Source organism: Providencia vermicola (assembly GCF_010748935.1).
In the GTDB taxonomy this organism is placed as follows: domain Bacteria; phylum Pseudomonadota; class Gammaproteobacteria; order Enterobacterales; family Enterobacteriaceae; genus Providencia; species Providencia zhejiangensis.
Map to the genome: position 1 here is coordinate 908,841 of NZ_CP048796.1, position 25,581 is coordinate 934,421.

The 25,581-nt window shown below is 37.1% G+C and carries 24 protein-coding genes; 13 read left to right on the plus strand and 11 right to left on the minus strand.

Annotation, left to right across the window (positions count from 1 at the left end):
• Position 1 precedes the first annotated feature (1 nt).
• The 5 genes from G3341_RS03895 to G3341_RS03915 form a co-directional block, all read right to left on the minus strand.
• Positions 2-382, minus strand: a complete 381-nt coding sequence (locus G3341_RS03895; protein WP_154623387.1) for a 5-carboxymethyl-2-hydroxymuconate Delta-isomerase — start codon at positions 380-382, stop codon at positions 2-4.
• Positions 383-391: 9 nt separating this feature from the next.
• Positions 392-1,273: a 3,4-dihydroxyphenylacetate 2,3-dioxygenase gene (hpaD, locus tag G3341_RS03900; protein ID WP_154623388.1), complete on the minus strand. Its 882-nt coding sequence runs from the start codon at positions 1,271-1,273 to the stop codon at positions 392-394.
• A gap of 137 nt (positions 1,274-1,410) precedes the next feature.
• Positions 1,411-2,877 carry a 5-carboxymethyl-2-hydroxymuconate semialdehyde dehydrogenase gene (gene hpaE / locus G3341_RS03905; RefSeq protein ID WP_154623389.1) on the minus strand — a complete coding sequence of 489 codons (1,467 nt, stop codon included), beginning with the start codon at positions 2,875-2,877 and terminating at the stop codon, positions 1,411-1,413.
• Positions 2,870-3,643 (minus strand): fumarylacetoacetate hydrolase family protein, encoded by a 774-nt coding sequence (locus G3341_RS03910; protein WP_154623390.1) that lies wholly within the window; start codon positions 3,641-3,643, stop codon positions 2,870-2,872. Before G3341_RS03910 ends, hpaE begins: the two co-directional genes overlap by 8 nt.
• A complete protein-coding gene (locus G3341_RS03915) occupies positions 3,643-4,272 on the minus strand; it encodes a fumarylacetoacetate hydrolase family protein (protein WP_154623391.1) in 630 nt (209 codons plus the stop codon). The genes G3341_RS03910 and G3341_RS03915 overlap by 1 nt, the downstream gene beginning before the upstream one ends.
• A gap of 405 nt (positions 4,273-4,677) precedes the next feature.
• Here G3341_RS03915 and hpaR point away from each other — a divergent pair, with 405 nt between their 5' ends.
• On the plus strand, positions 4,678-5,130 hold the full coding sequence (gene hpaR, locus G3341_RS03920) for a homoprotocatechuate degradation operon regulator HpaR (RefSeq protein ID WP_154623326.1): 453 nt from the start codon (positions 4,678-4,680) through the stop codon (positions 5,128-5,130).
• A gap of 106 nt (positions 5,131-5,236) precedes the next feature.
• Here hpaR and G3341_RS03925 read toward each other — a convergent pair whose 3' ends face one another.
• The 4 genes from G3341_RS03925 to G3341_RS03940 form a co-directional block, all read right to left on the minus strand.
• Positions 5,237-7,243 carry a BCCT family transporter gene (locus G3341_RS03925; protein ID WP_154623327.1) on the minus strand — a complete coding sequence of 669 codons (2,007 nt, stop codon included), beginning with the start codon at positions 7,241-7,243 and terminating at the stop codon, positions 5,237-5,239.
• A gap of 474 nt (positions 7,244-7,717) precedes the next feature.
• Entirely contained in the window at positions 7,718-7,984 is a 267-nt protein-coding gene (locus G3341_RS03930) for a DksA/TraR family C4-type zinc finger protein (protein ID WP_154623328.1), read from the minus strand.
• 73 nt (positions 7,985-8,057) lie between these two features.
• A complete protein-coding gene (locus G3341_RS03935; RefSeq protein ID WP_163860740.1) occupies positions 8,058-8,495 on the minus strand; it encodes a GNAT family N-acetyltransferase in 438 nt (145 codons plus the stop codon).
• A 172-nt stretch (positions 8,496-8,667) separates the two neighbouring features.
• Positions 8,668-9,213 (minus strand): hypothetical protein, encoded by a 546-nt coding sequence (locus G3341_RS03940; RefSeq protein ID WP_163860741.1) that lies wholly within the window; start codon positions 9,211-9,213, stop codon positions 8,668-8,670.
• Positions 9,214-9,521: 308 nt separating this feature from the next.
• On the opposite strand from G3341_RS03940, the gene G3341_RS03945 reads away from it, so the two are divergent.
• Positions 9,522-10,130, plus strand: a complete 609-nt coding sequence (locus G3341_RS03945; protein ID WP_163860742.1) for a DUF421 domain-containing protein — start codon at positions 9,522-9,524, stop codon at positions 10,128-10,130.
• 103 nt (positions 10,131-10,233) lie between these two features.
• Here the strand turns inward: G3341_RS03945 and cptA are convergent, their stop codons facing one another.
• Complete coding sequence (gene cptA, locus G3341_RS03950) at positions 10,234-11,943, minus strand: phosphoethanolamine transferase CptA (protein WP_154621790.1); 1,710 nt, start codon at positions 11,941-11,943, stop codon at positions 10,234-10,236.
• A gap of 379 nt (positions 11,944-12,322) precedes the next feature.
• Here cptA and G3341_RS03955 point away from each other — a divergent pair, with 379 nt between their 5' ends.
• The 10 genes from G3341_RS03955 to G3341_RS04000 all read left to right on the plus strand — a co-directional run bounded on the left by G3341_RS03955 (position 12,323) and on the right by G3341_RS04000 (position 23,351).
• Positions 12,323-13,498: an ion channel gene (locus G3341_RS03955; protein ID WP_154621791.1), complete on the plus strand. Its 1,176-nt coding sequence runs from the start codon at positions 12,323-12,325 to the stop codon at positions 13,496-13,498.
• A 29-nt stretch (positions 13,499-13,527) separates the two neighbouring features.
• On the plus strand, positions 13,528-14,145 hold the full coding sequence (ccmA, locus tag G3341_RS03960) for a cytochrome c biogenesis heme-transporting ATPase CcmA (protein WP_154621792.1): 618 nt from the start codon (positions 13,528-13,530) through the stop codon (positions 14,143-14,145).
• Positions 14,145-14,810, plus strand: a complete 666-nt coding sequence (gene ccmB / locus G3341_RS03965) for a heme exporter protein CcmB (RefSeq protein ID WP_154621793.1) — start codon at positions 14,145-14,147, stop codon at positions 14,808-14,810. Before ccmA ends, ccmB begins: the two co-directional genes overlap by 1 nt.
• A 277-nt stretch (positions 14,811-15,087) precedes the next feature.
• Positions 15,088-15,402, plus strand: coding sequence for a helix-turn-helix domain-containing protein (locus G3341_RS20840; RefSeq protein WP_154635646.1), 315 nt, complete (start codon positions 15,088-15,090; stop codon positions 15,400-15,402).
• Positions 15,403-16,515: 1,113 nt separating this feature from the next.
• The gene (locus G3341_RS03975; RefSeq protein WP_154635647.1) at positions 16,516-16,836 is read left to right on the plus strand and encodes a helix-turn-helix domain-containing protein; all 321 of its coding nucleotides are present in this window, start codon (positions 16,516-16,518) and stop codon (positions 16,834-16,836) included.
• A 217-nt stretch (positions 16,837-17,053) separates the two neighbouring features.
• Positions 17,054-17,677, plus strand: coding sequence for a common pilus major fimbrillin subunit EcpA (ecpA, locus tag G3341_RS03980; protein WP_154623300.1), 624 nt, complete (start codon positions 17,054-17,056; stop codon positions 17,675-17,677).
• A 93-nt stretch (positions 17,678-17,770) separates the two neighbouring features.
• A complete protein-coding gene (locus tag G3341_RS03985) occupies positions 17,771-18,457 on the plus strand; it encodes a hypothetical protein (protein WP_208852756.1) in 687 nt (228 codons plus the stop codon).
• 19 nt (positions 18,458-18,476) lie between these two features.
• Positions 18,477-20,972, plus strand: a complete 2,496-nt coding sequence (locus G3341_RS03990) for a TcfC E-set like domain-containing protein (RefSeq protein WP_163860743.1) — start codon at positions 18,477-18,479, stop codon at positions 20,970-20,972.
• Positions 20,973-20,984: 12 nt separating this feature from the next.
• Positions 20,985-22,592, plus strand: a complete 1,608-nt coding sequence (locus G3341_RS03995) for a fimbrial protein (protein WP_230085829.1) — start codon at positions 20,985-20,987, stop codon at positions 22,590-22,592.
• A gap of 72 nt (positions 22,593-22,664) precedes the next feature.
• Positions 22,665-23,351 (plus strand): fimbrial protein, encoded by a 687-nt coding sequence (locus tag G3341_RS04000; protein ID WP_195848161.1) that lies wholly within the window; start codon positions 22,665-22,667, stop codon positions 23,349-23,351.
• Between the two features lie 113 nt (positions 23,352-23,464).
• Here the strand turns inward: G3341_RS04000 and ugpQ are convergent, their stop codons facing one another.
• Positions 23,465-24,205 (minus strand): glycerophosphodiester phosphodiesterase, encoded by a 741-nt coding sequence (gene ugpQ / locus G3341_RS04005; RefSeq protein ID WP_154623297.1) that lies wholly within the window; start codon positions 24,203-24,205, stop codon positions 23,465-23,467.
• A gap of 275 nt (positions 24,206-24,480) precedes the next feature.
• On the opposite strand from ugpQ, the gene G3341_RS04010 reads away from it, so the two are divergent.
• Positions 24,481-25,200 carry a 4'-phosphopantetheinyl transferase family protein gene (locus G3341_RS04010; RefSeq protein WP_154635648.1) on the plus strand — a complete coding sequence of 240 codons (720 nt, stop codon included), beginning with the start codon at positions 24,481-24,483 and terminating at the stop codon, positions 25,198-25,200.
• Positions 25,201-25,581 lie beyond the last annotated feature (381 nt).

Consider the following 25,581-nt stretch of genomic DNA (forward strand, 5'->3'; position numbering starts at 1 on the left):
CTTATTTAAAGAGAGCGTGAACATTGTTTTGTTTGTAATTCAAAACAGGATCAAGCTCTTCCATAGTCAATGACAAAGCAAGATATCTCTCATTCATAAGCTGAGCGAAGTGCTCTTTGATGAGTGAAAATAACATCTGGCCTGTTTTCTCTCGATCTTCAAGTGAACGTCCAGCGCCAATCTTGAGTGTCATATGGACGAAAGCGTAGTCATGCTGACCATCGGCCATCTGCCAAGTATCTAACCAAATAGCACGGCTACGGATCCCGCCTAAAGGGAAAATACCTGTTCCAGCTAATGCACTGTTTACCTTAGCAAATAGCTCAGGTAGATTGGCTTGATCACGAATATTGTCTGTACATTCAGCAATAAAATGCGGCATGATCACTCCTTACGCATTCGCTTCTTGTTTATCAGTGATATAACTTGGCAGAGGGAATATGGCATTGATTTGCCCAGTTCCTGAACTAGCAAACAAATCAGTTAACACTTCCACTTTTTCAGCGTATTTATCCCAGCCCAGCATGCCCAATAGCATTACGGTATCGTGCATATGGCCTTCGCCATAACAGTAGTCGGCATATTCAGGCAACATTTTGCAGAACTCTTCAAAACGGCCTTCACGCCATAATTTGACAACGCGCTTATCCATCTGCTCATCAAATTCACGGGTATAATTATTCATGCCTTCTTCTGCACGATGGTCATCAATAAAACGATGGGATAGTGAACCACTCGCAAATACTGCAACAGTACCATCATATTTTTCGATGGCAGTGAGTACCGCTTCACCTAACTTACGGCTGGATTCAAAACTATGGGAGGTACAAAAGGCAGAAATAGAGATCACTTTAAAATGACGATCGCTATTCATATAACGCATAGGAACTAACGTTGCATATTCCAATGTTAAGCTTGGAATTTCATGTGATTGAGCACGAACACCTAATTTACGCGCCTCTTCACCGATCATACGTCCGAGCTCTGAGTTACCATCGTACTCATATTCCATATCGCGAATGAAATGAGGGAGCTCATTACTGGTGTAAATCCCTTTAAAGTGATCAGCACAGTTAATATGGTAAGCGCTGTTTACTAACCAGTGAGTATCAAAAACAATAATAGTATCAACACCAAGTTCGCGGCAACGACGGCTGATTTCTTTGTGACCATCAATAGCGGATTGACGGCAGCCGTGGTGTTTGCCGGGTAATTCTGACAAGTACATGGATGGAACATGTGTTATTTTTGCCGCAAGTGCTAATTTACCCATAAGTTTTTACCTCCCCCGTCGTATTTCGAGCTGTAGCAAAAAAATGAATTTGCATAACTACAGCTCGAACTATTTAGGGCACAAGTTAAATTAAATATTTATTATTGAATTACCAATAATTTAATTATCTCAATGAATTAAACACCCCAACGAGGAATATTATGATCCCCGAAGGAAATACAAACGTTCTTCATTTCTGCAAAAACTTCAAAGCTATATTCACCGCCTTCACGGCCTACACCTGAGGCTTTAACGCCACCAAATGGTTGACGCAGGTCACGTACGTTTTGGGTATTAACAAACACCATACCGGCTTCAATGCTGCGAGATAAACGTAAGATCTTGCTGACATCTTGTGTCCAAATATAAGAGGCTAAGCCATACTCAACATCATTAGCCATGCGTAAACCGTCTTCTTCTGACTTGAATGGAATTAAGCAAGCGACAGGGCCAAATATTTCTTCTTGAGCAACACGCATACGGTTATCGACATCGGCCAATACAGTAGGTCGTAAGAAATTCCCATTTTTCAGATGAGCAGGTAGATCGGTTGGCTTATCAGGGCCTCCTGCTAATAAGGTTGCACCTTCTTCCACGCCAAGACGGATATAGCCAGAAACCTTGTTCCAATGCTGTTCGCTGATCAGTGCACCCACTTGAGTTTTGGGATCGGTAGGGTCACCAACGATAAGGCGGTTAGCGCGCTCTGCAAAACGTTTAACAAATTCTGGATAGATACTTTCTTGGATAAAGATACGTGAGCCAGCAGTACAGCGTTCACCATTAATTGAGAAAATGGTAAATAGGGCAGCATCGAGTGCACGTTCGATATCAGCATCTTCAAATACGAGAACAGGAGATTTACCACCCAGTTCCATGGAGTATTTTTTCAGACCCGCATTTTGCATAATTAAACGGCCTGTCGCTGTGCCACCAGTGAAGGAAACAGCACGAACATCATGGTGTTTGACCAACGCATCACCGGCAGTGCTGCCATAGCCTTGTACCACGTTAAGTACGCCAGCAGGAATACCCGCTTCTAGTGCTAATTCACCCAAACGGTTTGCAGATAAAGGTGATAGCTCCGACATTTTCAGAACGGCGGTATTCCCTAAAGCTAAGCAAGGTGCGGTTTTCCATGTGGCCGTCATAAATGGCACGTTCCATGGTGAAATTAATGCACATACACCGACAGGTTGAATCAGCGTGTAGTTCATCATTTTATCGTCAACAGGATAGGTGCGACCGTTCATCTGTTGGCAAACTTCAGCAAAAAATTCAAAGTTATGTGAAGCTCGTGGGATCAATACGTTCTTAGTCTGATGAATTGGTAGACCTGTATCCTGTGTTTCCATTTCTGCAATTTCAGGTACGTTTTGATCGATTAATTCACCTAAGCGGCGCATTAAGCGAGCGCGCTCTTTCATCGGCGTATTAGCCCATTTAGGGAATGCTTCTTTGGCGGCAGCAACGGCTTGATTGATTTCATCTTGTCCACCTGAAGCAACTTCTGCTAGTACTTCACCTGTTGCTGGGTTGGTGGTTTCGAAATAGTCTTTGCTGGCAACATTTTTGCCATTAATCCAATGATTAATCTTAGTCATTACAACGTTCCTCATATTCTTTCTCGCTGACAATATAATTAATCAGCCGGCCTACACCCTCAACTTCAACGATCACTTCATCACCAGGCACAACATCGGAAAGTCCTTTTGGCGTTCCTGTTGCTATCATGTCACCCGGTTGCAGTGTCATAAAATCACTTAGGTAGGAAATTAAAAATGGAATATTGAAAATGAGATCAGCCGTCGTCCCTTTTTGACGCAGTTCTCCATTAACATAGGTATAAAGCGCAAGATTGTGCGGATCTTTAATCTGATCTTTGTCGATAACCCATGGTCCAATTGGCGTTAAAGTGTCACGACTCTTGACGCGAAGATTTGGACGGTAGTAGTTTTCTAAATAGTCACGGATCGCATAGTCGTTACACACGGTATAGCCTGCAACATAATCCATCGCGTCTTCTTGCGATACCTTATGTGCCGCTTTGCCAATCACGACAACGAGTTCTGATTCGTAGTGCATGTATTCGACATTATCAGGGCGAACTGAGACTTGACGGTGACCTGTTAACGTATTGTCTGCTTTGATAAAAATGAGTGGTTCTTCAGGTGGCTTAAAGTCTAATTCAGTCGCATGGTCAGCATAATTCAGGCCAAGGGCGAACAGTGTTCCTCTGACCGGTGGTAGCCATTCAACATGTGCGTCATCACCTGCAATGACTTGGCCATTGGGTAATGTGATCTCTTCATTATCGCCAACAGTGACTGAATACTCAGTACCTTGATAACGGATTTTAGCATGCTTCATTATTGTCCTCCCGCCGCGACAACTTTATTGCGTAAGCTTGGAAAGCCCTCTGCTTGAACAGTAACTTCATCACCTGGTTGGATAGTGATACGTTGATGAGGGGTTCCCATCAGAATCACATCACCTTCTTTTAAAGTTGCAAATTCGCTGAGTGCGGCAACTAATTCACTGGCATCGCGAACGAGATCTTTGGTTGACCAACGATCGGCTTCTTTACCATTGATAAGCGTGATGATGTCTATTGGTGCTGCTAAAGCGGTTTGAATCATTTCCCCAATAGGGCAGAAACTATCACAGCATTTTGCTTTGATAGCTGGGCGATAAAATGACTCCTCTGGGAGACTAACTTCGTTCGCTAGCGCAAAGCCTGCAATATAATTTTTGGCTTCAGATTGACTGACTTTACGTGCATTTTTACCAATAATGAGTGCCAGTGTTGCACCACTTTGCACCACTTCACCCGCAGGATGTAAAATATTATCCCCTGAGTTAATTCGAGTATTACGCGGTTTTATAAACCACACCGGTGTTTTTGGTGGGGTTTTATAAGGGGCTTGCCCGAATGCCTCATGCCAGTGTTCCACTTGGCTTTGATGATTGAGGGCAACGGCAAAAACGGTGCCTTTCATTGACAACTCCTTATTAGAAAAACAAAGATTTTGAATGATTGTTAATATATTAATAATGTATTAATTTGGAATTGGCAATAGGTGAACTGAATTGTTAATTTTAATTGTGATCTCTTTAACATATTCGGATTTTTTTCATGTAACCCTTTAATATTCAGGGTTTTGATATTTTTTTTGATTTTTTATTGTAACTTTTTATTAACTTTTTGTGAGTAAGGTGGATTATTTACTCATTAATATTTTAGGGTTTTTCTTTGTGATTGTTATTTTACCGTGCTAACCTTGGTTCTAAGTAGATAGAATAGGCTATCACTGAAAAAATTTGCGGTGTTAAGGCGCAATATCTAGTCCAATACCAACCTATTGGTATTAAATAAACATTTTAGAGTGGTGAGTTTTAGACTTATGCATGAATCATTGACAATTGCATTATTACAGGCAAGAGAGACCGCGATGGGGTTCTTTCGACCTATTTTAAAGTCATATAATTTGACTGAACAGCAATGGCGTATTATCCGAGTACTTGCTGATAAACGCTCTATCGATTTCCATGAGTTATCAGTTAAAACCTGCATTCTGCGTCCTAGTTTGACGGGTATTTTGACTCGTATGGAGCGAGAAGGCTTAATTTTTCGCTTAAAACCACTCAATGATCAGCGCAAACTCTATGTTTCTCTGACGCCTGGTGGTCAGACGCTATATGACAAAGCACGGCAAGAAGTGGAAGAAGGTTATCAAAAAATTGAGCAGGCATTTTCTCATGAAAAAATGCAGCAATTAACGGCCCTGTTAGATGAATTAATTGCTTTAGAAAGCCCTGATTACAGTAATATGGCTGATAAAAAAGAGAGTGCCTAAAATCGTCGTGTCGCTCTACTTATGGTAGCGTGTAAAAATCACTAGCCCCTTAATCAAGTTATGCTCGATTAAGGGGCTATTTTTAGTTATCTAACGCACGTAGCGATTATTTACCTAATAAATGCAAGAAGTGAATGTGTTTTTCGTACTGGTCGAGAATATCATGAATAACCTGTTCTTTGGTCCAGCCCATCACATCATAATCCTGCCCACCTTCTTTAAGGTGAACTTCAGCGCGGTAATATTTTTGCTCTTCGCTTTTCTCATCATCACTATCTGTTCCCATGCCAGAAAGCGCAAAAGAAGGTTGGACATAGTAGCGCAAGCGAACTTCATATAGGAAATTCATGTCTTCGCCTAAATCAACTTCAAAGCCAATTCTGTCATCTTTATCATCATAGATATGACAAGTTGTATTCTGTTTCGCAAGCTCTTCAGAAACCATCTCCATTGAAGGATGAACGACCTCACCAAGGAAACGTTTAACCTGATTACGTTTTGGGAAATAAGCGATATTACGCAAACGGCGTTGCCATGGAATAGGGTTACGGCTTGCGGTTGGTGCGATTGTCGCAAGTTGCTGGCTATCACGCTTATAAGCATCAACACGTAATGCTTTGAATAGACCATAGATTGCCACTAAAAGTACCATCGCGAAAGGCAAGGCACTTGCAATGGTTAAGGTTTGTAAGGCTTGTAAACCACCTGCGAGTAATAACGTAATGGCCACGACGCCCATTAACCCAGCCCAGAAGATCCTCTGCCAAACCGGTGTATTTGAATCCCCACCTGACGCTAAAGTATCGACAACCATTGCACCTGAGTCTGCGGATGTGACGAAAAACACAATGACCATCAGCATGGCAAAAAATGATAATACGGTAGAGAATGGGAAGTAAGTTAAAAACTCAAATAGTGCGAGGGATACATCCGACTGTACGGTTTCTGCTAATTTAACCGCATCTTGGTTTTTGATTAGATTGATCGCAGAGTTACCAAAGAATGTCATCCACATCAATGTAAAACCAGCAGGAACGAATAAGACGCCGGTGACGAATTCACGGATAGTACGTCCACGTGAAATTCGAGCAATAAACATCCCAACAAATGGAGACCAAGATAACCACCATCCCCAATAAAGTAATGTCCAGCCACCAAGCCAATCGCTCGATTTAGGTTCATAGGCATATAAATTAAAGGTTTTATTTACAATTTCGGATAGATAGCCACCTGTATTTTCTACAAATGATTTAAGTAATAAAACCGTTGGTCCCAGAGAGAGTACCAGTAGCATCAATATAAAGGCTAAACCTAAGTTTAATTCAGAGAGAATACGGATCCCTTTATCAAGACCAGAGACTACTGAAAGTGTTGCAAGACCAGTAAAAAGAACAATTAAAACAACTTGTACTGTCGGATTAACAGGTAAACCAAACAAATGATTCATACCCGCATTAACCTGCAACACACCAAATCCTAGTGATGTTGCGACGCCGAAAACGGTCCCCACGACAGCAAAAATATCAACAAAATGGCCGATCGGTCCATAGATACGCTCACCGATAATTGGATATAACGCAGAGCGTAATGTTAGCGGTAGCCCATGGCGGTAACTAAAAAAGGCTAAGATCAGCGCAACAATGGCATAGATTGCCCATGCATGTAGACCCCAGTGGAAGAAGGTCAAGCGCATGGCTTCTTTTGCGGCTTCGACGGTTTGAGGGTCACCAACAGGCGGATTGAGATAGTGCATTACAGGTTCTGCAACGCCAAAGAACATCAATCCAATCCCCATCCCCGCAGAAAAAAGCATAGCAAACCATGAAACATAGCTAAAATTGGGCTGCGCATGATCAGGTCCCAGTTTTATCTGTCCATAACGAGAGAGTCCCAGATAAGTCACACTCAAAAGAACGATAGCTACGGCTAAAATATAGAACCAGCTAGCATTATTGAAGAGGTTTTGTTGAAGATGACTTAGATGAGATTCTGCTATTTCAGGCATGAGGGCAGCAAAGCCGACAATCACCAAAATAACGAAAGCAGAGGTATAAAACACGGGAGGACTAATTTTTGAGCGAAATTTTTTCGAATCAGTACTATTTTGACTCATAACGACCTTCTTTGATTTTATTTTTGGCATACCAATAAATGAGCTGAGTATGCGGTGAGCTGTCCTTCTTAATGAACCAATGAAATTACGAAAGGGTCCCAATTGGGAAACGATAGAAAGAACAATAATGAAACAGTTTATAGAGATAGCGAAATGACAGATAGTTGACTGAGTTTGCTATCGATATTTTTTGACAGTTAATACCCCATTTGCAAAAAAACAGGCAGATATACTGCCATATGCCAAGATTAATTTCAAATAAACAGAAAATAGTGCTATTTTTCATGACAAATATAGTCTTATAAATCACATTATTAACTGTAATCATTGTTATGTTTTTGACTATTTAACAAAAAGTTAGATAAAACCCTCAGAAACGTTAATTAAGTTAACGTTGTTCATCCGATAATATGCAAAAAACAGCAAGATGAGCGAATATTGCGACCCTTTATAGGGAATAGGGAGCAAACGTTTTTAACGTAGCTGGCTATCTTTACTCCCTCGACGATTATATCCGCTAAACGTTGCAGTTTTATTATCGAATATATTTTGGCAGGTTATACACAATTGAACGCCAGGAAGAGCCTGACGACGTGCAATAGGGATAGGTTCCCCGCATTCTAGGCAAAACTTAGCGCTTTCCCCTGTATGAAGTTGATTTCGTGCCTTAGTAATAGCGTCATTCAGTGTTGCGTCGATTTGTTCTTGAACCGCATTTTCATTAGCCCAACCATTAGCCATAATCGCCTCGTACAAAAAAGCATCACTTCAACTAATCATAGAGGCGAAAATAGAAAATTCAAGGGAGTAGAAGCTATGTTAATGATAAAACCATATAGATATGTGCCATTCCGTCCTCATCATAGCTATCTCCCTGAGTGTGGTAGCCTAAGGCCTCATAAAAAGCGATCGCAGTGTGCTGTGCGGATAACTCAATAGATTGGAACTGGTGCTCTTTGGCATATTGCTCAACAAACGTCATGAGCTTACGACCAAGGCCTTTACCTCTATGTTGCTTGAGAACAGCGACTCTACCTACTTTGATGACCTTATGGGGGAGTAAAATACAGCGCAGCACTGCAACGGGAGTATGGTCTATATAGAGTACGACGTGTAGCGCGTTGTCATCACATTCATCAACATCAATGTCAGCTGGGAAACCTTGTTCATGAGTAAACACCTGTTGGCGTAGCTGAAACGCATGATTGACAAGTTCGGGATAGGCATAGCCAACGCTATATTTTACTTGCATATTGTCCTCTATTGCTAAATGAGTCGTTTATATTATCGAGATTTGAAGCGTTATAGCGGTATGGAGATAGAATACATACGATTTTTGTGCTCTCTATATTACAAGACTAGAGCACATAAAAAGCAGGCCGATGGAGGCCTGCTTTGAGGAAATAGAGTCAATGAGTAGATGATTACTTATTTTCTGATTTTAACTCTTCAGTCTTACTTTTAGCATCAGTGGCTAGCTCATCGGCTTTATTAATTGCATCGGTTTTCAGTTGTTGACTTTTTTCGGTGATTTTATCATTTGTTTCTGAAATTTTGTCTTTTGTTGACTCAGTGAGTTCATCTGCTTTTTTGTCGGCAGCTTCTTTTAGCTCTTTGGTCTTATCTGACAATTCATTTGCTTTTTCTGTCGCTTGTTTTTCAAGTTCATCGGCTTTCTGTGTAGCGCTATCTTTGAGGTCAGCGGCTTTTTGTTCACCTGACTCTTTTAGTTCTTTCGCTTTGTCGGACAGCTCATTCGCTTTTTCTGACGCTTGTTTTTCAAGTTCATCGGCTTTTTCTGTTGCCTTTTCTTTGATTTCAGCGGCTTTCTGTTCACCTGACTCTTTTATCTGCTCTACTTTTTCTTCAGCTTGCTTCATCGTTTGGTCTTTTTTTGATGAATCATCACAACCCGCTGCCATAGTGATAATACCTGCTAGAATAAGAGAGCCAAGCATTTTCTTTTTCATAAACATTTCCTTTAGCATGTGTGAGTGGATACGGACTGACTATAAGTAGCATGATATAAATATAACTCATATTTTTAAAAATTAAAAATCAGTTGGTTCTGAATGTTTAAATTAAAGAATTAAAAGAAAAATTATAACGAAAAATAAAGTGAAAGCTTTAATGTCTCATATCAATATTTTTCTTAATATTAGAAATGCGATTGGTGATTTAGCTATAATTGAACTCTAGTATTAATCGGCAGTTAGAGAGTTATCTTTTTATTAAACGAAAATTAAGACAACCATAGGAATGCTAAAGGAAGTATTATATGAGTTATTACTATATGCTTGTTATTGTTAAGTTTATGATTGGTTTTGCTATTGTTCTTACTCATATGAATTTGTCGGGGAAAACCCAACTCTCTCAAATGACACCGATCGATTTTATTGGGAACTTTGTTTTAGGTGGGATCATCGGCGGTGTGATTTATAGCGATACGATCCCACTGTATCAGTATATTATTATACTGCTTATCGGCGTTTCATTTATTTCAGGGCTAAATTATTTAACCAAAAAATTTAACTTTATTCGTAATGTGACTATAGGTAATCCGATTCCCATTATTAGCAAGGGAAATTTCATCATGGAAAATATATTAGAAAAGGGAAATAAAATTGATATCTTGAATATATCATCAAAAATTCATGCACAAGGTGTGCACTCATTTCAAGAAATCTATTATGTACAGATTGAACCGGATGGGCAGTTAACCGTCATTTGTGATCCTACCAATATGCCATCTGTTATTGTTATGAAAGACGGTATTGCCAGAATCAATGAATTGAAGTCAGTAGAGAAAGATGAAGATTGGTTAGCCCAGCAAATGGCTAAGCGGGGAATTGAACATCCAGAATCGGTATTTCTTGCTGAATTTTGACAAGGGGAAGTGAAATTCATCTTACAAGATGGAAAAATAAAGTAATCAGAAGAAACGCAAACATAAACATGAAGAGCCTTATGGCTCTTCATGTTGTGTACGGCTATTTTTTCAAATCATCATACAACATTAAAGATGACTTTTGCTCTGGATCGCCAATGTAGCGTGGCTGTGGTACAAACTCATGACTAAATAGACTTCTTTGCGGTATATAACCCTGATAGTTAAAACCAGCAAGATCAGACCATGAATAAATAAAATCCATAGTACTATAAGGCCTATCGGTTTTATCGTTTAAATTAAATTGATGATTTTGTAACCATTCTGGTGATTGCCATACTAGGAAAGGTACATTATAGATAACACGAGTTGGCTTACCTTCACTGCGCCCTAAAGTTTCATGAGGCGGTGTATCAAATACATCTTCACCATGATCAGAGAAAAAGACTAAAAACCCATTTTCTTTTGATGAGTCGAAATCCTTAATTAAAGATGAAACAATGTAGTCATTATAATGCTGTGCATTATCATAAGCATTGTAATCAGCAACCTCATTCTCTTTTAGGTTACTAGGAACTAGATTATCTCTATCTTTAAATACCGCTTTATCTTCAGGGTAACGGAATTCATAACGCATATGAGTGCCGAGCAAGTGAACAACGATAAATTTCTTTTCTGCGGGATCTGCCAGCGCTTCTTTAAATGGCGCTAGCACCACTTCATCATAAATACGTGAGCTTTGAGCCATATCGTTATTCAAATAATATTGCTTATCGGTTTGGCGAGAAAAGGCGGTTAGTAACGTATTTCGCTCAGTCATCGTTTGCTGGTTAGTAATCCAGAATGTTTTAAACCCTGCTTGTTTCATCATATTTATGATTGAAGGGCGTGAATTAAACAGTTCAGGTTCAGTCTGAGAAGCAAAGGTCAAAATTTGTTGTAGAGCTTCAATAGTATAAGGGCGAGAACTCACAACATCTGTAAAGACAGATAAATTATCTGGATAATGTTGTTTTAATTGTTCTAGCTCTGGGGTTGTTTGGCGTGGGTAGCCATATAAACTCATCCTATCACGGCTTGTTGATTCGCCAATAACGAGAACAAACGTTCTTGGGGTATTTCCGTTAGCATCGATGAAGTTTTCCAATGGTGGGATTTTGCTATTATCACGAATCAGCTCTTCCATATTGGCTAATTGGTTTTTATATAGGAAATAACCACTAACAAACTGCCAAGGTGCAGCATAAGCAAGTTTGCTATTGACATAAGACATCACATTTGCGATTGGCCTATCTTGCTTAATTCCTTTGTTATAATAAGGAATTGCAAATAAGACTGTCAGCACCAATAACGAAACTAATAATCTCGCCGGTACAGGCATTGAGACTGGTTTAAGTCTCGTCCATAAGAAAATAGCCACAAGAGTGTAGAGAAGAATAGCGGCAATAACTTTAAAGCTAATGTACTGTTGTAAAAATTCACCGGCTTCGTTGGTATTTGTTTCAAACATAACGAACATCACGCTTTGCGATATTTGATGTCCATATACAACAAAATACGCCAGTGCGACGACAGATGAAAGCCAAAGAATAATACCGATAAGACCAGCAACTAATTTGATGCGTTGTGGAAAGAACAGGGCGGGCACTAACCAAAGCGTACTGTACAGTAAAGAATCTCTTAATCCGATGGTATTGCTTTGTCCGGTGATAACAACATAAATTTGCAATAAAGAGGAGAAGTACCAAAAATAAATAAGCAGCCAGAACAAGGCTGACCAACTAAATTTTTTCGTGTGCGTAGAATTAACCATATTTAATTGAACTCTTATACTCGTTATGCTGGGCGATTGAGAAGAAATGTCAAAAATCGTTTTTTAGATATTATCTTCGAATTTAAGTTCAATAAAATAATTAGCTAATAATTGATTTAGATTTGGTTGATGTTTGGTCATTAATCATCAAAAAAACATCATCAAAAAAAGAATAACTTCATCGATTACGCTTATGTTTAACGGGGTGTTGATTGATGGTTTCGTTTAAGAGGGGGATAGGTGCGGGTACAAGGAAGAATAAAAATGAATAGATTGAGCTAAAAGTTAAATGAAGCACGCCATTCAAACTAACATCATTGACCAACATGTGATATATAGGAGTTTATGTAATTCTAGGTGATCAGAGGGTGAAGGAAAAATGTCAGATAACGCATTTATTGTTTTTCTGAAATCATCCTTATTTATTCGATTAGTCATATCAATACTCATCATTGTTGATGGGTATATGATCATTAAGCCTGTGTTAGGTGCCTATACATACTATATTGATTGGCGAACCAATGGCTTCACTGAGTGGCTTAAATCTCTCGGCTTTATGAAATTGTTGGATATTCCCCGCTTTCTATTAGGAATATCTTTAGTCTTTTTATCATTTTTTATGATCAACGGCGCGCGAATAGCCTGGGTTTTCTCACTGTTGCTATTAGCCATTATTTCATTTGTTGATTTAAAAATTGCAACGGAAAATGTGCATCAAGGCTACTTCTCATTAGCGCTATTTATCGCTCTTAGTGTATTTTGGAAACGCTATCATCATCACAGCTTAACGAGTGCAGGCTTTGTCGCAATAACCTGTATTATCGCTTTGTTGCTCTATTCTATTTTTGGCACGCTTTATATTGGTGATGAATTTTTGCCTGTGGTTAAAGATGGATCGACCGCATTTTATTTTGCTTTAGTCTGTATGACGACGGTTGGTTTTGGCGATATTGTTCCTGTTTCAACAGATGCTCGGGTATTTACGGTCACTGTTATTATTCTTGGTATTACCATTTTTACAACATCAGTGGTTTATGTGGTTGGGTTACTCGCTAAGGGAACAAAGGAAATTGTTCGTAAGAGGTTTTCTTATATGAAAAATCATTATGTTGTTATCGGTAGTACACCGATGGCGGTAAGTGTTTATCAAGGACTCAAAAGCCGAGAACTGCCTGTTGCGGTTATTTGTCAAGAGAGCCATCGAACACACTATCCTGAGAAGGATAATATTGTGACGGGGGATCCGACAAGCACTGAGCTATTAGCTGAATCCAATGTTAAACAGGCTAAATACGTTTTAATCATGACGGATAGTGATGCTTTGAGTACTTTCGCTTTATTAGGTGTGAAACAGCTAGCGAAGGAAGGGGTAAAAACCATTGTATTGGTTAACCAAGAAAGCAATATGGATAAAATTCGTCTACTTAACCCCGATATGCTGTTTTCATTATCTTCACTCGGGGGAGAAGTTTTGATGAAGGTGCTTTGCGGTGAAACAATATCGAATGAAAGTATTAGTGATATTCTGTTAAATAAAGTGGTGAAAAGCCAATAGCACCGAGCAACTAACAGGAACAATATACTATGCTAACTGCCGAGAAAATCAGTTGTCAGCGGCAAGATAGAGTGCTTTTTCAGCAGCTTAATTTTACTGTGCAACCAGGGCAAATTCTCCAAGTCGAAGGACCGAATGGCGCAGGAAAAACGACGTTATTACGCATGATAGCTGGACTTTTAAAGCCCGATGAAGGTGACATCTTATGGGAAAAGCAATCTATTCATCAGTTAAAAGAAGATTTTACTCGTCAATTACTCTATTTAGGGCATAAACCCGCCGTCAAATCATTACTCACTCCTTATGAAAACCTTCAGTTTTACTATCAAATGCATCATAAACATGCAGCGGGAGAGGGGTTATGGTCTGCTTTAGAAGAAGTGTCTCTGATAGGCTATGAAGATATTCCTGTCGGTCAATTATCTGCTGGGCAACAGCGTCGAGTTAATTTAGCAAGACTATGGCTAAGTGAATCCCCTTTATGGGTATTAGATGAACCTTTTACAGCGATTGATGTGGCGGGAGTAAAACGCTTAACGGAACGCTTTCATCAACATGCAGAGCAGGGGGGAATAATTCTATTCACTTCCCATCAAGCGATGTCGGGACACTTTGGAACGTTAAAACTGACAGGCGGGTATGAATAATGTTTTGGTTAGTCTTCAGAAGAGAGCTAAAAATAGCGTTTAGAAGTTTTTCGGAATTAGTGAACCCTCTATGGTTTTTCCTTATTGTGATTACATTATTTCCTTTAAGTATTGGGCCTGAGCCTCAGTTACTTTCACGTATTGCCGTAGGGATCTTTTGGGTCGCAGCCATCCTTTCCTCATTACTTTCACTTGAGCGTCTATTTAAGGATGACTATTTGGATGGTTCATTAGAGCAACTATTGTTAGCCCCCCATCCACTTTTTATAACGGTACTCGCGAAAGTGATTGCACACTGGTGTGTAACGGGGGTTCCCTTAATTTTATTATCACCTATTGCTGCATTGATGCTCTCTTTTGATGCGAGCACGCTATTAGTACTCGCAGGAACCTTATTACTTGGTACGCCTATTTTGAGTTTTATTGGGGCGATCGGTGCCGCCTTAACGGTATCTCTGAAAAAGGGCGGGGTGCTTGTCAGTTTACTTGTGTTGCCTTTATATATTCCCGTGCTTATTTATGCAACCGGAACAATGGAAGCTTATAGTTTTAATATGCCACTAAATAGCTATTTAGCTATTTTGGCTGCTTTGTTAGCCGCGAGTGTCACCCTTTCTCCCATCGCAATTGCCGCGGCATTAAAGCTTAATGTGAGTAATAGCTAATAGCCCAGTTAATATATCAAGTCGTCAACATATGCTAGGTCATTGGAATGTTTTTATTTACCTAGCATGTGTTGTTATATCTAATTTGTAATAAGTTGTGTCTTTTATATATATTCTTAAGTTAACGTTAACATTTGCAGTGCGTTATTTTTTATCTAATTGAATATTAATATATTTTCATTGTTTTATCTCATTGTGCTCGCTTGTGAAAAAGACTTTAAATATTGCGGGTTAGATGTATAATTTAAAGTGTGTTAAAAATATAAAGGATATATCAATGGATAATAGAGAACTAAATAGTATTGTTTCGTTATATTTTAAAAATTTGAGGAAAAAAAATGGAATGACTGGCTATCAATTAGCGAAAAAGCTTGGTTTGAGCCAGCAGCAACTTTCTCGTTATGAAACGGGTAAAGTGAATTATAATATCACGTTGATTAATCAATTAATGATAGAGTTAAACGGTGATTGGGCTGATTTTATAGCTAAAACTGTTAACGTTAACAATCAGATTGTGACTGAAAAAACGATAGAAGAGAATAATATATATCTGAAGGTTCTTAATAAAACACCGAAATACTATTGGTCATAACGTTATATCATTAACTAATTTTATCTTTGCTTGTCTTCTTAAATGGGTAATACTTTGAATGCAGTTTTCAGTACCGCATTATGGCGATAATTTATCGGATTCTATCGGGCATTAATTTTAATCTAGAGTGCATAATCACATGGATTAAAATACGTTATTTACGTGAGATGTATAAATACTGTTGAATTTCACATTACCCAACAGCTCATTCATTACAACAAAGTAAGAGTGGTTTCTTATTCGTTACATAATGGATGAGCTGAAATTTTTTATAGAACAGTTAATCTAATCTCATTTCTCTTTGATGCACATCAAGCTAAACCTTTCTTATAAAAAGCAAACATAAAGTAATCTTAACTAATCAAAAGAAATGATAAACACATAGCTCAAATGTAACGGCTATAAACTAATTTTGATTTATGCCACCATTGTATTATTAAAAGGAAGCGAGTATTTCGCCATTCAAACATTTTTATCTTATCTTTCCTTTGCACATGTCACGCTTTTCAAACCTTATTTATAAAAATTAAGCCAATCAGTCTCTGTTCTTCCTGAATGCTCATCTGCTCTATTGGACTTTCCGTGCTCTATCTTTTTAGTAAGCAAGTATTAGCCATGAATTATGGCTAATATATTGTTGTAGGGGATCGCGGGAAAACTTAACGCGCTTTCCGTTGTACATAGGTTATGGTCAGAAAAATCCTAAAAAAATGTTTGAATATGAGTAATAACACCTATAAAGAGTACTTTTACTGAGCAAATAGATAATTACTAGGTTTATTTTTGAACAAATTAATCATTATCGGAGTAATTTTTCTGTTTGAATATTGTTGTTTATGTCTAAATGTAAATATAAAACCTTATTTTTAAAAAGGTTATACATATATCTTCTTGTTAATGTTGATTTTTTTGCTTTTTTGTCTTCTGTCTTTGTTAAGAATACTTATTTTAATAGCTTTCCACTTTCTATTTATGGGTTTTGATTATCGAAATCGATTATACAAATTTACATGTTAGTTTTACTATCTCCCCACAATAAATTTTGAGCGTGAATTTGATTTATCCATTAAAGTATTTCAAAAATCATATTTATTCTTATATAGGGTAAGGTTTATGGATTATCTGGCAGATGAAATAAATAAAAAAATCGGGGCGTATATAAGAAGAATAAGGAAAGAAAAAAACTATTCGGGTTACCAGCTAGCTACAATGTTAAATGTTAGTCAACAGCAAGTTTCTCGTTATGAAACCGGCCAGACAAAACTTACTTTTGAAATGGTAGATGGCATACTGCTGGCATTAAATAAAACATGGAAAGATTTGTTTAATGCAGTAATGGATGAGCATGATAACGAAAGAATTAAAGATGCGATAAAAAAAGATAGGGTTTACTATCATATCTTAAATAATGTCTCCAATAAAATTTGGAACTGATTATAACTATTAGGTTTTTCATATCATATATTTTTTAATAATGACCTTAGGGTAGATGCTTATTTTTATATCCTATGTGTTTTGATCCATTAATCGTTTAGTAAATAGAATGATTATCATGGTTTTTTATTGTATTTAATAAAGAATCCTGATGACAGTATTCTTTATGCTATGCAATTAATTTTTTTGTGTAATAGATAAAAATAGAGAGAATAATATGTTTAATAAAAAAGTGACGTCAATCGTGCTTTCATCATTAATTGCAGCTTCTTTTGCCACAGTGGCGAATGCTGAGACTCGTACTGCTCAAGCAACTGCAACTTGGCAAGCAACAGCGATTAAAGATACAACGAGCATGTTAGTTGTAACTCCATTAAAAAGCCTAACCTTTAATTATGCTGAAGGTCAAAAAAGCTTTAACCAACAAAATGGTGCATTCGACATTGCTATTCAAGGGCAAGCAGGCGCAACAGATTTTAAATTAGCATCAAAGATTGTTGCTAATACATTAGCAAGAACGACGGATGATTCTAAACTCACTGTTGGTGTTAAATGGAATGGTGAAGACCTCAGTAAAACAACAGACACAGTATTGATTGATACTTCAAAAAATCTGACATCTGGATTAGATAACTTAGCTGCTGATGGTATTTTCAATGGCTCTGAGCGTGCAACTGACCGTGGTGAATTTACATTCGTTATCGCGGGTGCTGAATCAGAAGGTGCAGCAGCTGACTTTAATTCACTCACTGATGGTACTTGGGATGGCGATGTAAAAGTTCAATTTACTGCTACGTGGGATGGTGATTTTTCTCCTGTTGAGCCGGCTCCAGAAGCATAATTGTTGATTCGCTTAGTCTATTAATTAACTGACACGATAAAGATAATATAAGGATATAGTATCTTTATCGTCTTTCTTTTTAAATTATTTATTATGATAAAGAAAACAACTGTAGCCGCAATATTATTATCATTATTACCATTGAAAAATAGTTTGGCTGTTAATGTCGGTAATATTACTGAAATTATTGACTCAAGCCAAGATACATTAGCCAAAGAAGTCGAAAATACAGTTAATACAGCAAGATTAGTGAATTTAACTATCGAAAAAATAGATTCGCCTTTAGATAATGGAAAAGTAGTATCAGTAACTGATCCTAATGAAATATTATCAACACCTGCCAATTTAATTTTGCCAGGAAATGCTAAAGATGTATTTAAAATTATTTATCAAGGGCCAAAAGACGATAAAGAACGTTATTATCGCTTAAATTGGAAAGACGATCCTATTGGAGAAAGCGCGGCAACAAAAAGCGCGAAATCTGCATCGGCGACGACTTCAGCAACAATTAGTACCATACTTGTCGTATCGCCTAGAATAGAAAAATTCAATTATAAATATGCAAACTCACAGATTTCTAATACAGGAAATAGTACGTTTCGAGTTGTTGCATCTGGTCCTTGTTTAGCATCAAAACAAAAAAGTGGTGTGGATGGGATATGTCGAGAGCGTTATTACTTGATGCCTAATTTAGCGGTGAAATTACAATTTGTCGATCTCACAAATAAGAAATCTAGTGTAGGTATTTGGCACAAAGGAGAGTTCATTGTTGTCAAATAATGAATAATAGGCTTTAATCATGCGTAAGAGTGTTCTTGCTATATCAATAATGAGTATTATTTTTTCCAATTCTATTAATGCTAATGACATAAAAAGCATTAAAATTGGCGGGTATATTATTCCTCCTGCATTTGTTATGGCCTTAGAGGAAGGCATGTCTGTGCCAGTATTCTTACGATTAAACGATGCGGCTAGTAGCAATCAAAGCGAAGATAAAATTGCCGATGCAGTTATTGTTATTGAACATGATAAAATAAAATTAGCAAGTATTCATCTTATTGATTCAACACAAGGACCACAATTAAATAGCTTACTTATCGAAACATTAGAAAAGAAGAATAATGTGTTTTTTGACGAAAACAGTGATATTTCTATTGATAGTAATGCGACTTTGAAATTGAATATATCTTCATTTAACTTATCTCTAGATGTAGATAAAGCAGCATTCTCCCCTAAAGAACGCGTTAGACGATTTTCACTTGGTGATTCGTCAGTAAATAGGTTTTCAGCTGTTGTCAATTATGATTTGGGGGTTTTCCAAAGCCATGTAAAGAACGCAAAAAACTCATCCAGTAGCTATTTCAATTTAGATACGTTATTTGCCGCTGCCGAGCATCATATAAATATTAATGCTTCAGCTTATAGTATTGGCAAGTCAAATTCTAACGTTGAGCTTTATCGGGCTATGTATGAGCGTGATTTTAATGGTCTTCGCTTTGCATTAGGTCTGATGAGTACATGGAATTTACAGTCTATTGCCAGTTTAACAACGCTAAGTAGTAGTAAAATTTATGCGGCATCAATTGGTAATCACTCATCAAGTGTTGTGGCAAATAAACAGCAATCGCTAACACCGATATATGCGTTTTTAAATAGTCCTGGTGAGGTTCGAATTTATCGGCAGGGCAAGTTATTAAATATCCAAAATTTCCCGATGGGTAACTATGAGGTTGATACGAGTGTATTACCTTATGGTATTTATGATGTCACCATTGAAACGGTTGTAGATGGCAAAGTGGTAACGACACAGAACCAAACGATTAATAAGTCATTCGGAGCGATAGGACGAAATTTCGATAAAACAAACTGGGAATTATACGGCGGCTATGTTGATTTTGATAAAAAATATTATGTCAGGAATGAAAATTCCCATAGCCAATCACCAGAAAAGAGTTATTTATTAGGTATCTCTATTGCTAGAAGTTTTCCGGTACTGTCCGGTTTAAGCTTAACGATGTCTAATTATGGTTTTGACAAATTTTTTGTTAATGAAACCAGTATCAATGTGGCTTTAAATGAATACATCTCTCTTTCATGGCAAGGCATGATGGAAAATCATGGTAGCCATAGAAATATTGGAACTGTTTCTCTGACGATACCTGAAGGATACGGTTCTCTGTGGGCATCAAGAGAAAAAACAGTTATTAAAGGCGATTTACCCCTTTATGACGCGGATAGCTATTCCTATGGTGGTACTTTCAATTTTGACAAAATTATTGATCGAGCAGGGACTTTTACTATCAGTAATACCAAAGACCGTCGTGTAGGCAGCGATTCAATTAACTATGAATATGGCAATACATTATTTTCTGGTCGTTATGGTACGGTTGGATTAAGAGCTGGCGTTCAACGTTATCATTATGATAACCAAAGCAGTACAAACGAAAAATACATTAATCTCGATTTCTCATTGCCTCTATCGACTTGGTTAAGCACGGGGGTTTCATCGACCAATGGTAATATCAAAGCTAATATTTATGCGAATAAGAACTTTGAAGATTCACCAATTACAAATGCAGGGCTTTCTGTTTCGAAGTTAGTCCGTGACAAGAATAATGGCGAGTCTGATTTTTCTACATTAGCTTATGCTTCTTACGATATGAAATATAACTCAGGAACGATCACAGTTAATCGTCCTGATGGTGATAGGCTAAATGGTAATTTAACGTCTAGAGGTTCTATTGCTTATAGTGATGGCACGATCATGCCTAGTGGTCAACAAGGTAAATCAGGGATCATTATAAATTCAGCGATCACGGGTAATGGCAGTATGGTTGCAAAAGTTAACGGTCAAAATTATCCAATTAGTGGGAAAAATACGTTTATTCCACTATCGCCATATTCAGATTATGAGATTCAATTAATGAATGATGGGAAATCTAAAGATAGTTTTGACATTATTTCAGGAAGAAATAAGTCTGTGACATTATACCCGGGTAATATCGCTTTCTATCAACCCGAAGTTAGGCAACTCGTCACCGTCTTTGGTCGACTCAAATCACCTGACGGTGAATTTATTAAATATGCTTCAATTCGTAATCATATTGGTAGAACAAGAACCGATAAGAACGGTGAATTTTCAATGGATGTCGATGTTCGTTATCCTGTCATTTCTCTCTTACAAGATGATGAAAAAACAATTTGTGAGGCAGATTTAAATTTAGAAGGTGCACGCGGTGCTTTGTGGGTTGGTGATGTCACCTGCGAACCTCAATCATCTCTTGCAAAAAGATAGTGAGAATTTTAAATGAATAAAAATATACTTTTTATATTTTTCATTTGCTCCATATTAAATGGTTTAACAAGTGTGACTGCTATTGGGGCGAATGTGTCTAATAGCTATGTTTTTATAGAAAACAACGTTGACAATGAATTTTTTATTACCCCAAGAACAACAGACCCGCGTTTCTCGGGATCGAATAAATATACTCGATATTCTGGTGATTCACAGCGAAGTTTAGGCTATATGGGATATGTGAATACTGGAATTGTCGCGAATCGTAATATTGATATTTGGTTAGAAAACTCGCAAATAGATAGACCTTTTACGGGAAACCGATGTATGCGGGGTTATTGCAATGATAATAGCGGGTATTGGCCAGCTCAGTATCTTGGTAAAGATGGCGCGTATAAAATCGTACAGAGTAATACGAATGGCCAGTCCAATTATGCTCGAGGCATATTCAGTGATTCTGCATATCAATATTTTCTCACATTACCTGTTGGTTCAGCAGAGACATACAGTTATCGAGCTTGTATGACCACGACAGATTACGATCCAAGTAAGGGGGAGTCTTGTCGAAGTGTTGGGGGGAACATTATTGCTTCTCATGAATTTAATATTACGAAATCAGGTCATATCAAATTAACGTCAACGGGGGCGTTACAAGAAATTTTTATTGATAGTAATGGTAACCCAAGCATTGGTCTTGGTTCTCAATTTTGCCGTATAGGTATTATTGGTAATCAAAATGGGATTATTTGCCAAGTTATAGATCATGAAACAAAAGGCGATATATTTAATAATATTCGTCTGAGTTTAAAAATAAATTCAACACTAATACCGTTTACACCAGCCGCAAACAGTATTCTGATAGGCCCTGATGATGGGACAAATCGGTGGTATAATTATAATACAACATATCAAGCAAACTATTATTTTCAAAATAGTAATAAGCATGTATCTATTTTTTTATCGAACACTTTTTTGAAATTACTAATATCTAGAGGTATTGATTTTACTAATAGCCAAGAGTTTTTTACCTTTTCATTTACAAATACTGCGGTACCTGAATCAGGCTATTATGAATTTACACCTTCCAATATGCTAATTATTAAACCTAGAGATTATGGAATTAGCATTATACCAACAGATTTTAACCCGAAGCAGTCTAAAACAGGAAAGGTTGGAAATGATGAACCTCCTATTGAATTTAATTACATTGTGACGACAAGTGGCCCAAGACAGGCGGATTCAATTACAGCAAAAGTCGATGGTCCAACGATAACCTTAAAAGGACGAACATATTGCCTTTTCTCTTCGGATGATGACAAATTCAAAGTGCCTTTTTCTGCTTATTTATCATTTAAAAATGAAAATGGCTCACAGTCTTCTTATCGAGCAAATTGCGATAGTAATGAAATATCACTGAAAAATGCATTTTGGGAAGAAACGCCATGGGATAAACCTAATCAAGATTTAGGCTCTTTTTATAGAACTCATTTAGATCTATCGTTTCCCATGAATGATTCCAACTCATTTTTTACATTAGATGGTATTGATTGGCTCGGAACAGTGTCTGCTAGCGGAACGGTAGTCGTGAAAGCCATTTGGACAGGTCCAGATATTCAATAGTACTGTTCGAGAATCGTGTTATCTCTTATGTTTGAATAAATACACTGACTTTAATTTAGTGTGGTCAATGATATGCTAAAAAACAATGGTCATTCTTTATTGGGCAGCCTATTTTTTATGGCGTTACTCTTATTCTATAAGCAGGCTTATGGGCTATACATTGATGCTGATATTTCCTCTATAGAATCAGGTGAGACGTTTTTGTCGAAGTCATATGTTAATGATACAAAAACAACTAACTTATATAGCTTTAGTGCATATAAGATTGATAAACCAGGGAACGATGAAGTTGGAGAAGAAATCAGTAATGGAGAGATTATTTTTACACCCTTAAAGAAAATTTTACTACCGGGAGAACGGGAGTTTTTTAAAATATTTTATCGTGGAAAAGAAGATGACCAAGAACGTTATTACAAAATTATTATCAGTGAAACGCCATTTGAAGTAAAAAATTCTGGGGCACAAAAAAAGCAGCCATTATTCTATCCAACGATAAGCTTAGAAACCTATCTAGTAGTAAGGCCTAAAAATCCTAATTTCAAATATGACTTTAGGCAAAATGAAGGTGTGTTAAAAAATACGGGTAATACCTATTTTAGAGTCATTTTACATGATAATTGTGAATCTAATGAAGATGATATTCCTTATGTACTCTACTTGTTACCCCAACAGGCGTATCGGGACGCAAGATTAAAAAAGAAAAGCCATAAATACATTGTTGCTTTTGATAAATATTATCCAATAGGCAATTGTGATTAATATTAAACTCACCCAAACATTGCAATTTATGGGAAAGTTAGTTTGGAGATCGCCATATATTAAAACAAATAATACATGGCGTTCATACTCACTCACTTTCATTTGTTCGATAACTAGGCGCCAAAATTGGGAGTAATGATATCAATCGCGTCTGTACAGATAGCATCGACACCCCATGCTAAAAGCTGAGAGGCACGAACAGGAGAGTTAACCGTATATACTAAAATATATAATCCAAAGTCTTTTAGTTGCTTAATGCGTTTTTCATCGAGTAATTCGTGATTTAAATGGATTGATAGACAATCAAGGTGTGTTATTAGCGCTTGCCAATCTTCTCGCCATTCATCTAATAACAATCCTCTTGGTAGTTCAGGTGCTGCTTGCTGAGCGGCTTCTAATGCTTCAATGGAAAAAGAGGAAAGTAAAGGCGCTGTTTGTTTTTGCCATAATTGACGTGCGGCTAGTGCAACAACTCTTCCTGTTTCTGATTCTAAATTTTCGGTTGGTTTTATTTCGATATTTGCCATCATTCCATATTGCTGGCAACGTGCTGCAACCTGAGAGAGTAATGGTAATGGCTCACCTGCAAATATTTGACCAAACCAACTTCCTGCATCAATTTTTGACAGTTGTTCCCAATCTAACTCACCCGCGATACCTTGGCCATTGCTTGTACGTTCAAGCGTATCATCATGGAGTAAAAATATTTGTTTGTCTTGAGATAGTTTTGCATCAAATTCAATCATTGTATGACCGAAACTAGCACCAACATCAATAGCTGCAAGGGTATTCTCTGGTGCTAGCATACCACCACCACGGTGAGCGACAATTTTAGGATAGGGCCAAGATTTCATATATTTTGTCCATCGGCTATTAAAGGTGAAAAAGAGAATTGCTTTTCAGGTAAGTATAATCATAACGTTTAGTTTATTAACTAACGAACAATCTTTTAGACTCGATATATGATATTCATGAAAAGCACAGATGAATAGTGCATCTTTTTGCGAGTGTATTCAAAGGCGAATGAGTATATTTTGGTTAAAAATAGCTAAAAATAAGGTCGTTGCCATCATCCGCGTGTCGCGTTATTTTAAGTGCTCATTTATATTTGTCTAAGTTGGAAAATTAGATGCATTTACTATCAAGTCACTTCAAGTATTCATTATTGCCCTCTGATTTCCTTTTGCCAAATGAGCATGTGTACTGTAGGCAGATAAGTTTCGAGATAACCGACATTGATGAAACAGATTTTACTTTTCATCAAGTCGCATTGCCATTAGCCTTCAATAATATGGTTCCTAAACGCAGGTGTGAGTATTTAGCAGGGCGGATCTGTGCAAAAATGGCATTAAAGCAGTATAAAACGGAAGAGCATTACGAAATTATTAGCAATCCTGATAGAAGTCCTTGTTGGCCAAATGGGATCATTGGTTCAATTACCCATACAGAATCGATAGCAGCTGCCTGTATAGCGAGTGAGTCTACACATACCAATATTGGTATTGATTGTGAAAAAGTTATAAGTTCTGATTTATGTAAAGAAATTGAGCATCAAGTTTTGGTCGCTCATGAATTCGATATCTATAGAAAAATAAAATTTCCAAAGGAATTATTTGTTACATTAATTTTTTCTGCAAAAGAGTCAATATTTAAATCTCTTTATAAAGACGTTAGGGAGGTTTTTGATTTTAATACAGCCATGTTGATTGAATTGACCCATGACAATTTGAAATTTGTTTTAACAAAAAAGCTTGCTAAGAGATGGAATGTGGGAGATGAAATAAATATTCAATATAGAGTTATCGATAATCATGTTTTTACATCGAATAATATCAAAATGGTAGAGTAGCTAGAGTAATAAAAAGATAAATGAAAGAGATAATTCGAGCCTATGATAACCTAATAGCTGTAATTAATAAGGTTTATTATTTTTGTTGATAAACTGTTTCTTTAACGAAAATTTTCCTGCCTAAGAATAGATAAACATTTAAAATTAACGCTTAAGAAATCCCACACAAACATAAAGTATATTTTATGTTCTTATCTACACCACTTTTATTTTATCAGATCTAGATCTGATTTTTTTCACTCTAAGATAATTCCTAAACAAATCCCCGTCAAATCCTCAATCTAAATTAAACTTATAAATCAACTAGTTGCAATGATGGTGCTTAAAGGTAATACGCACTTATTGCTAATTTGACATAAGTTTACAAGCATGCTAAAAGAA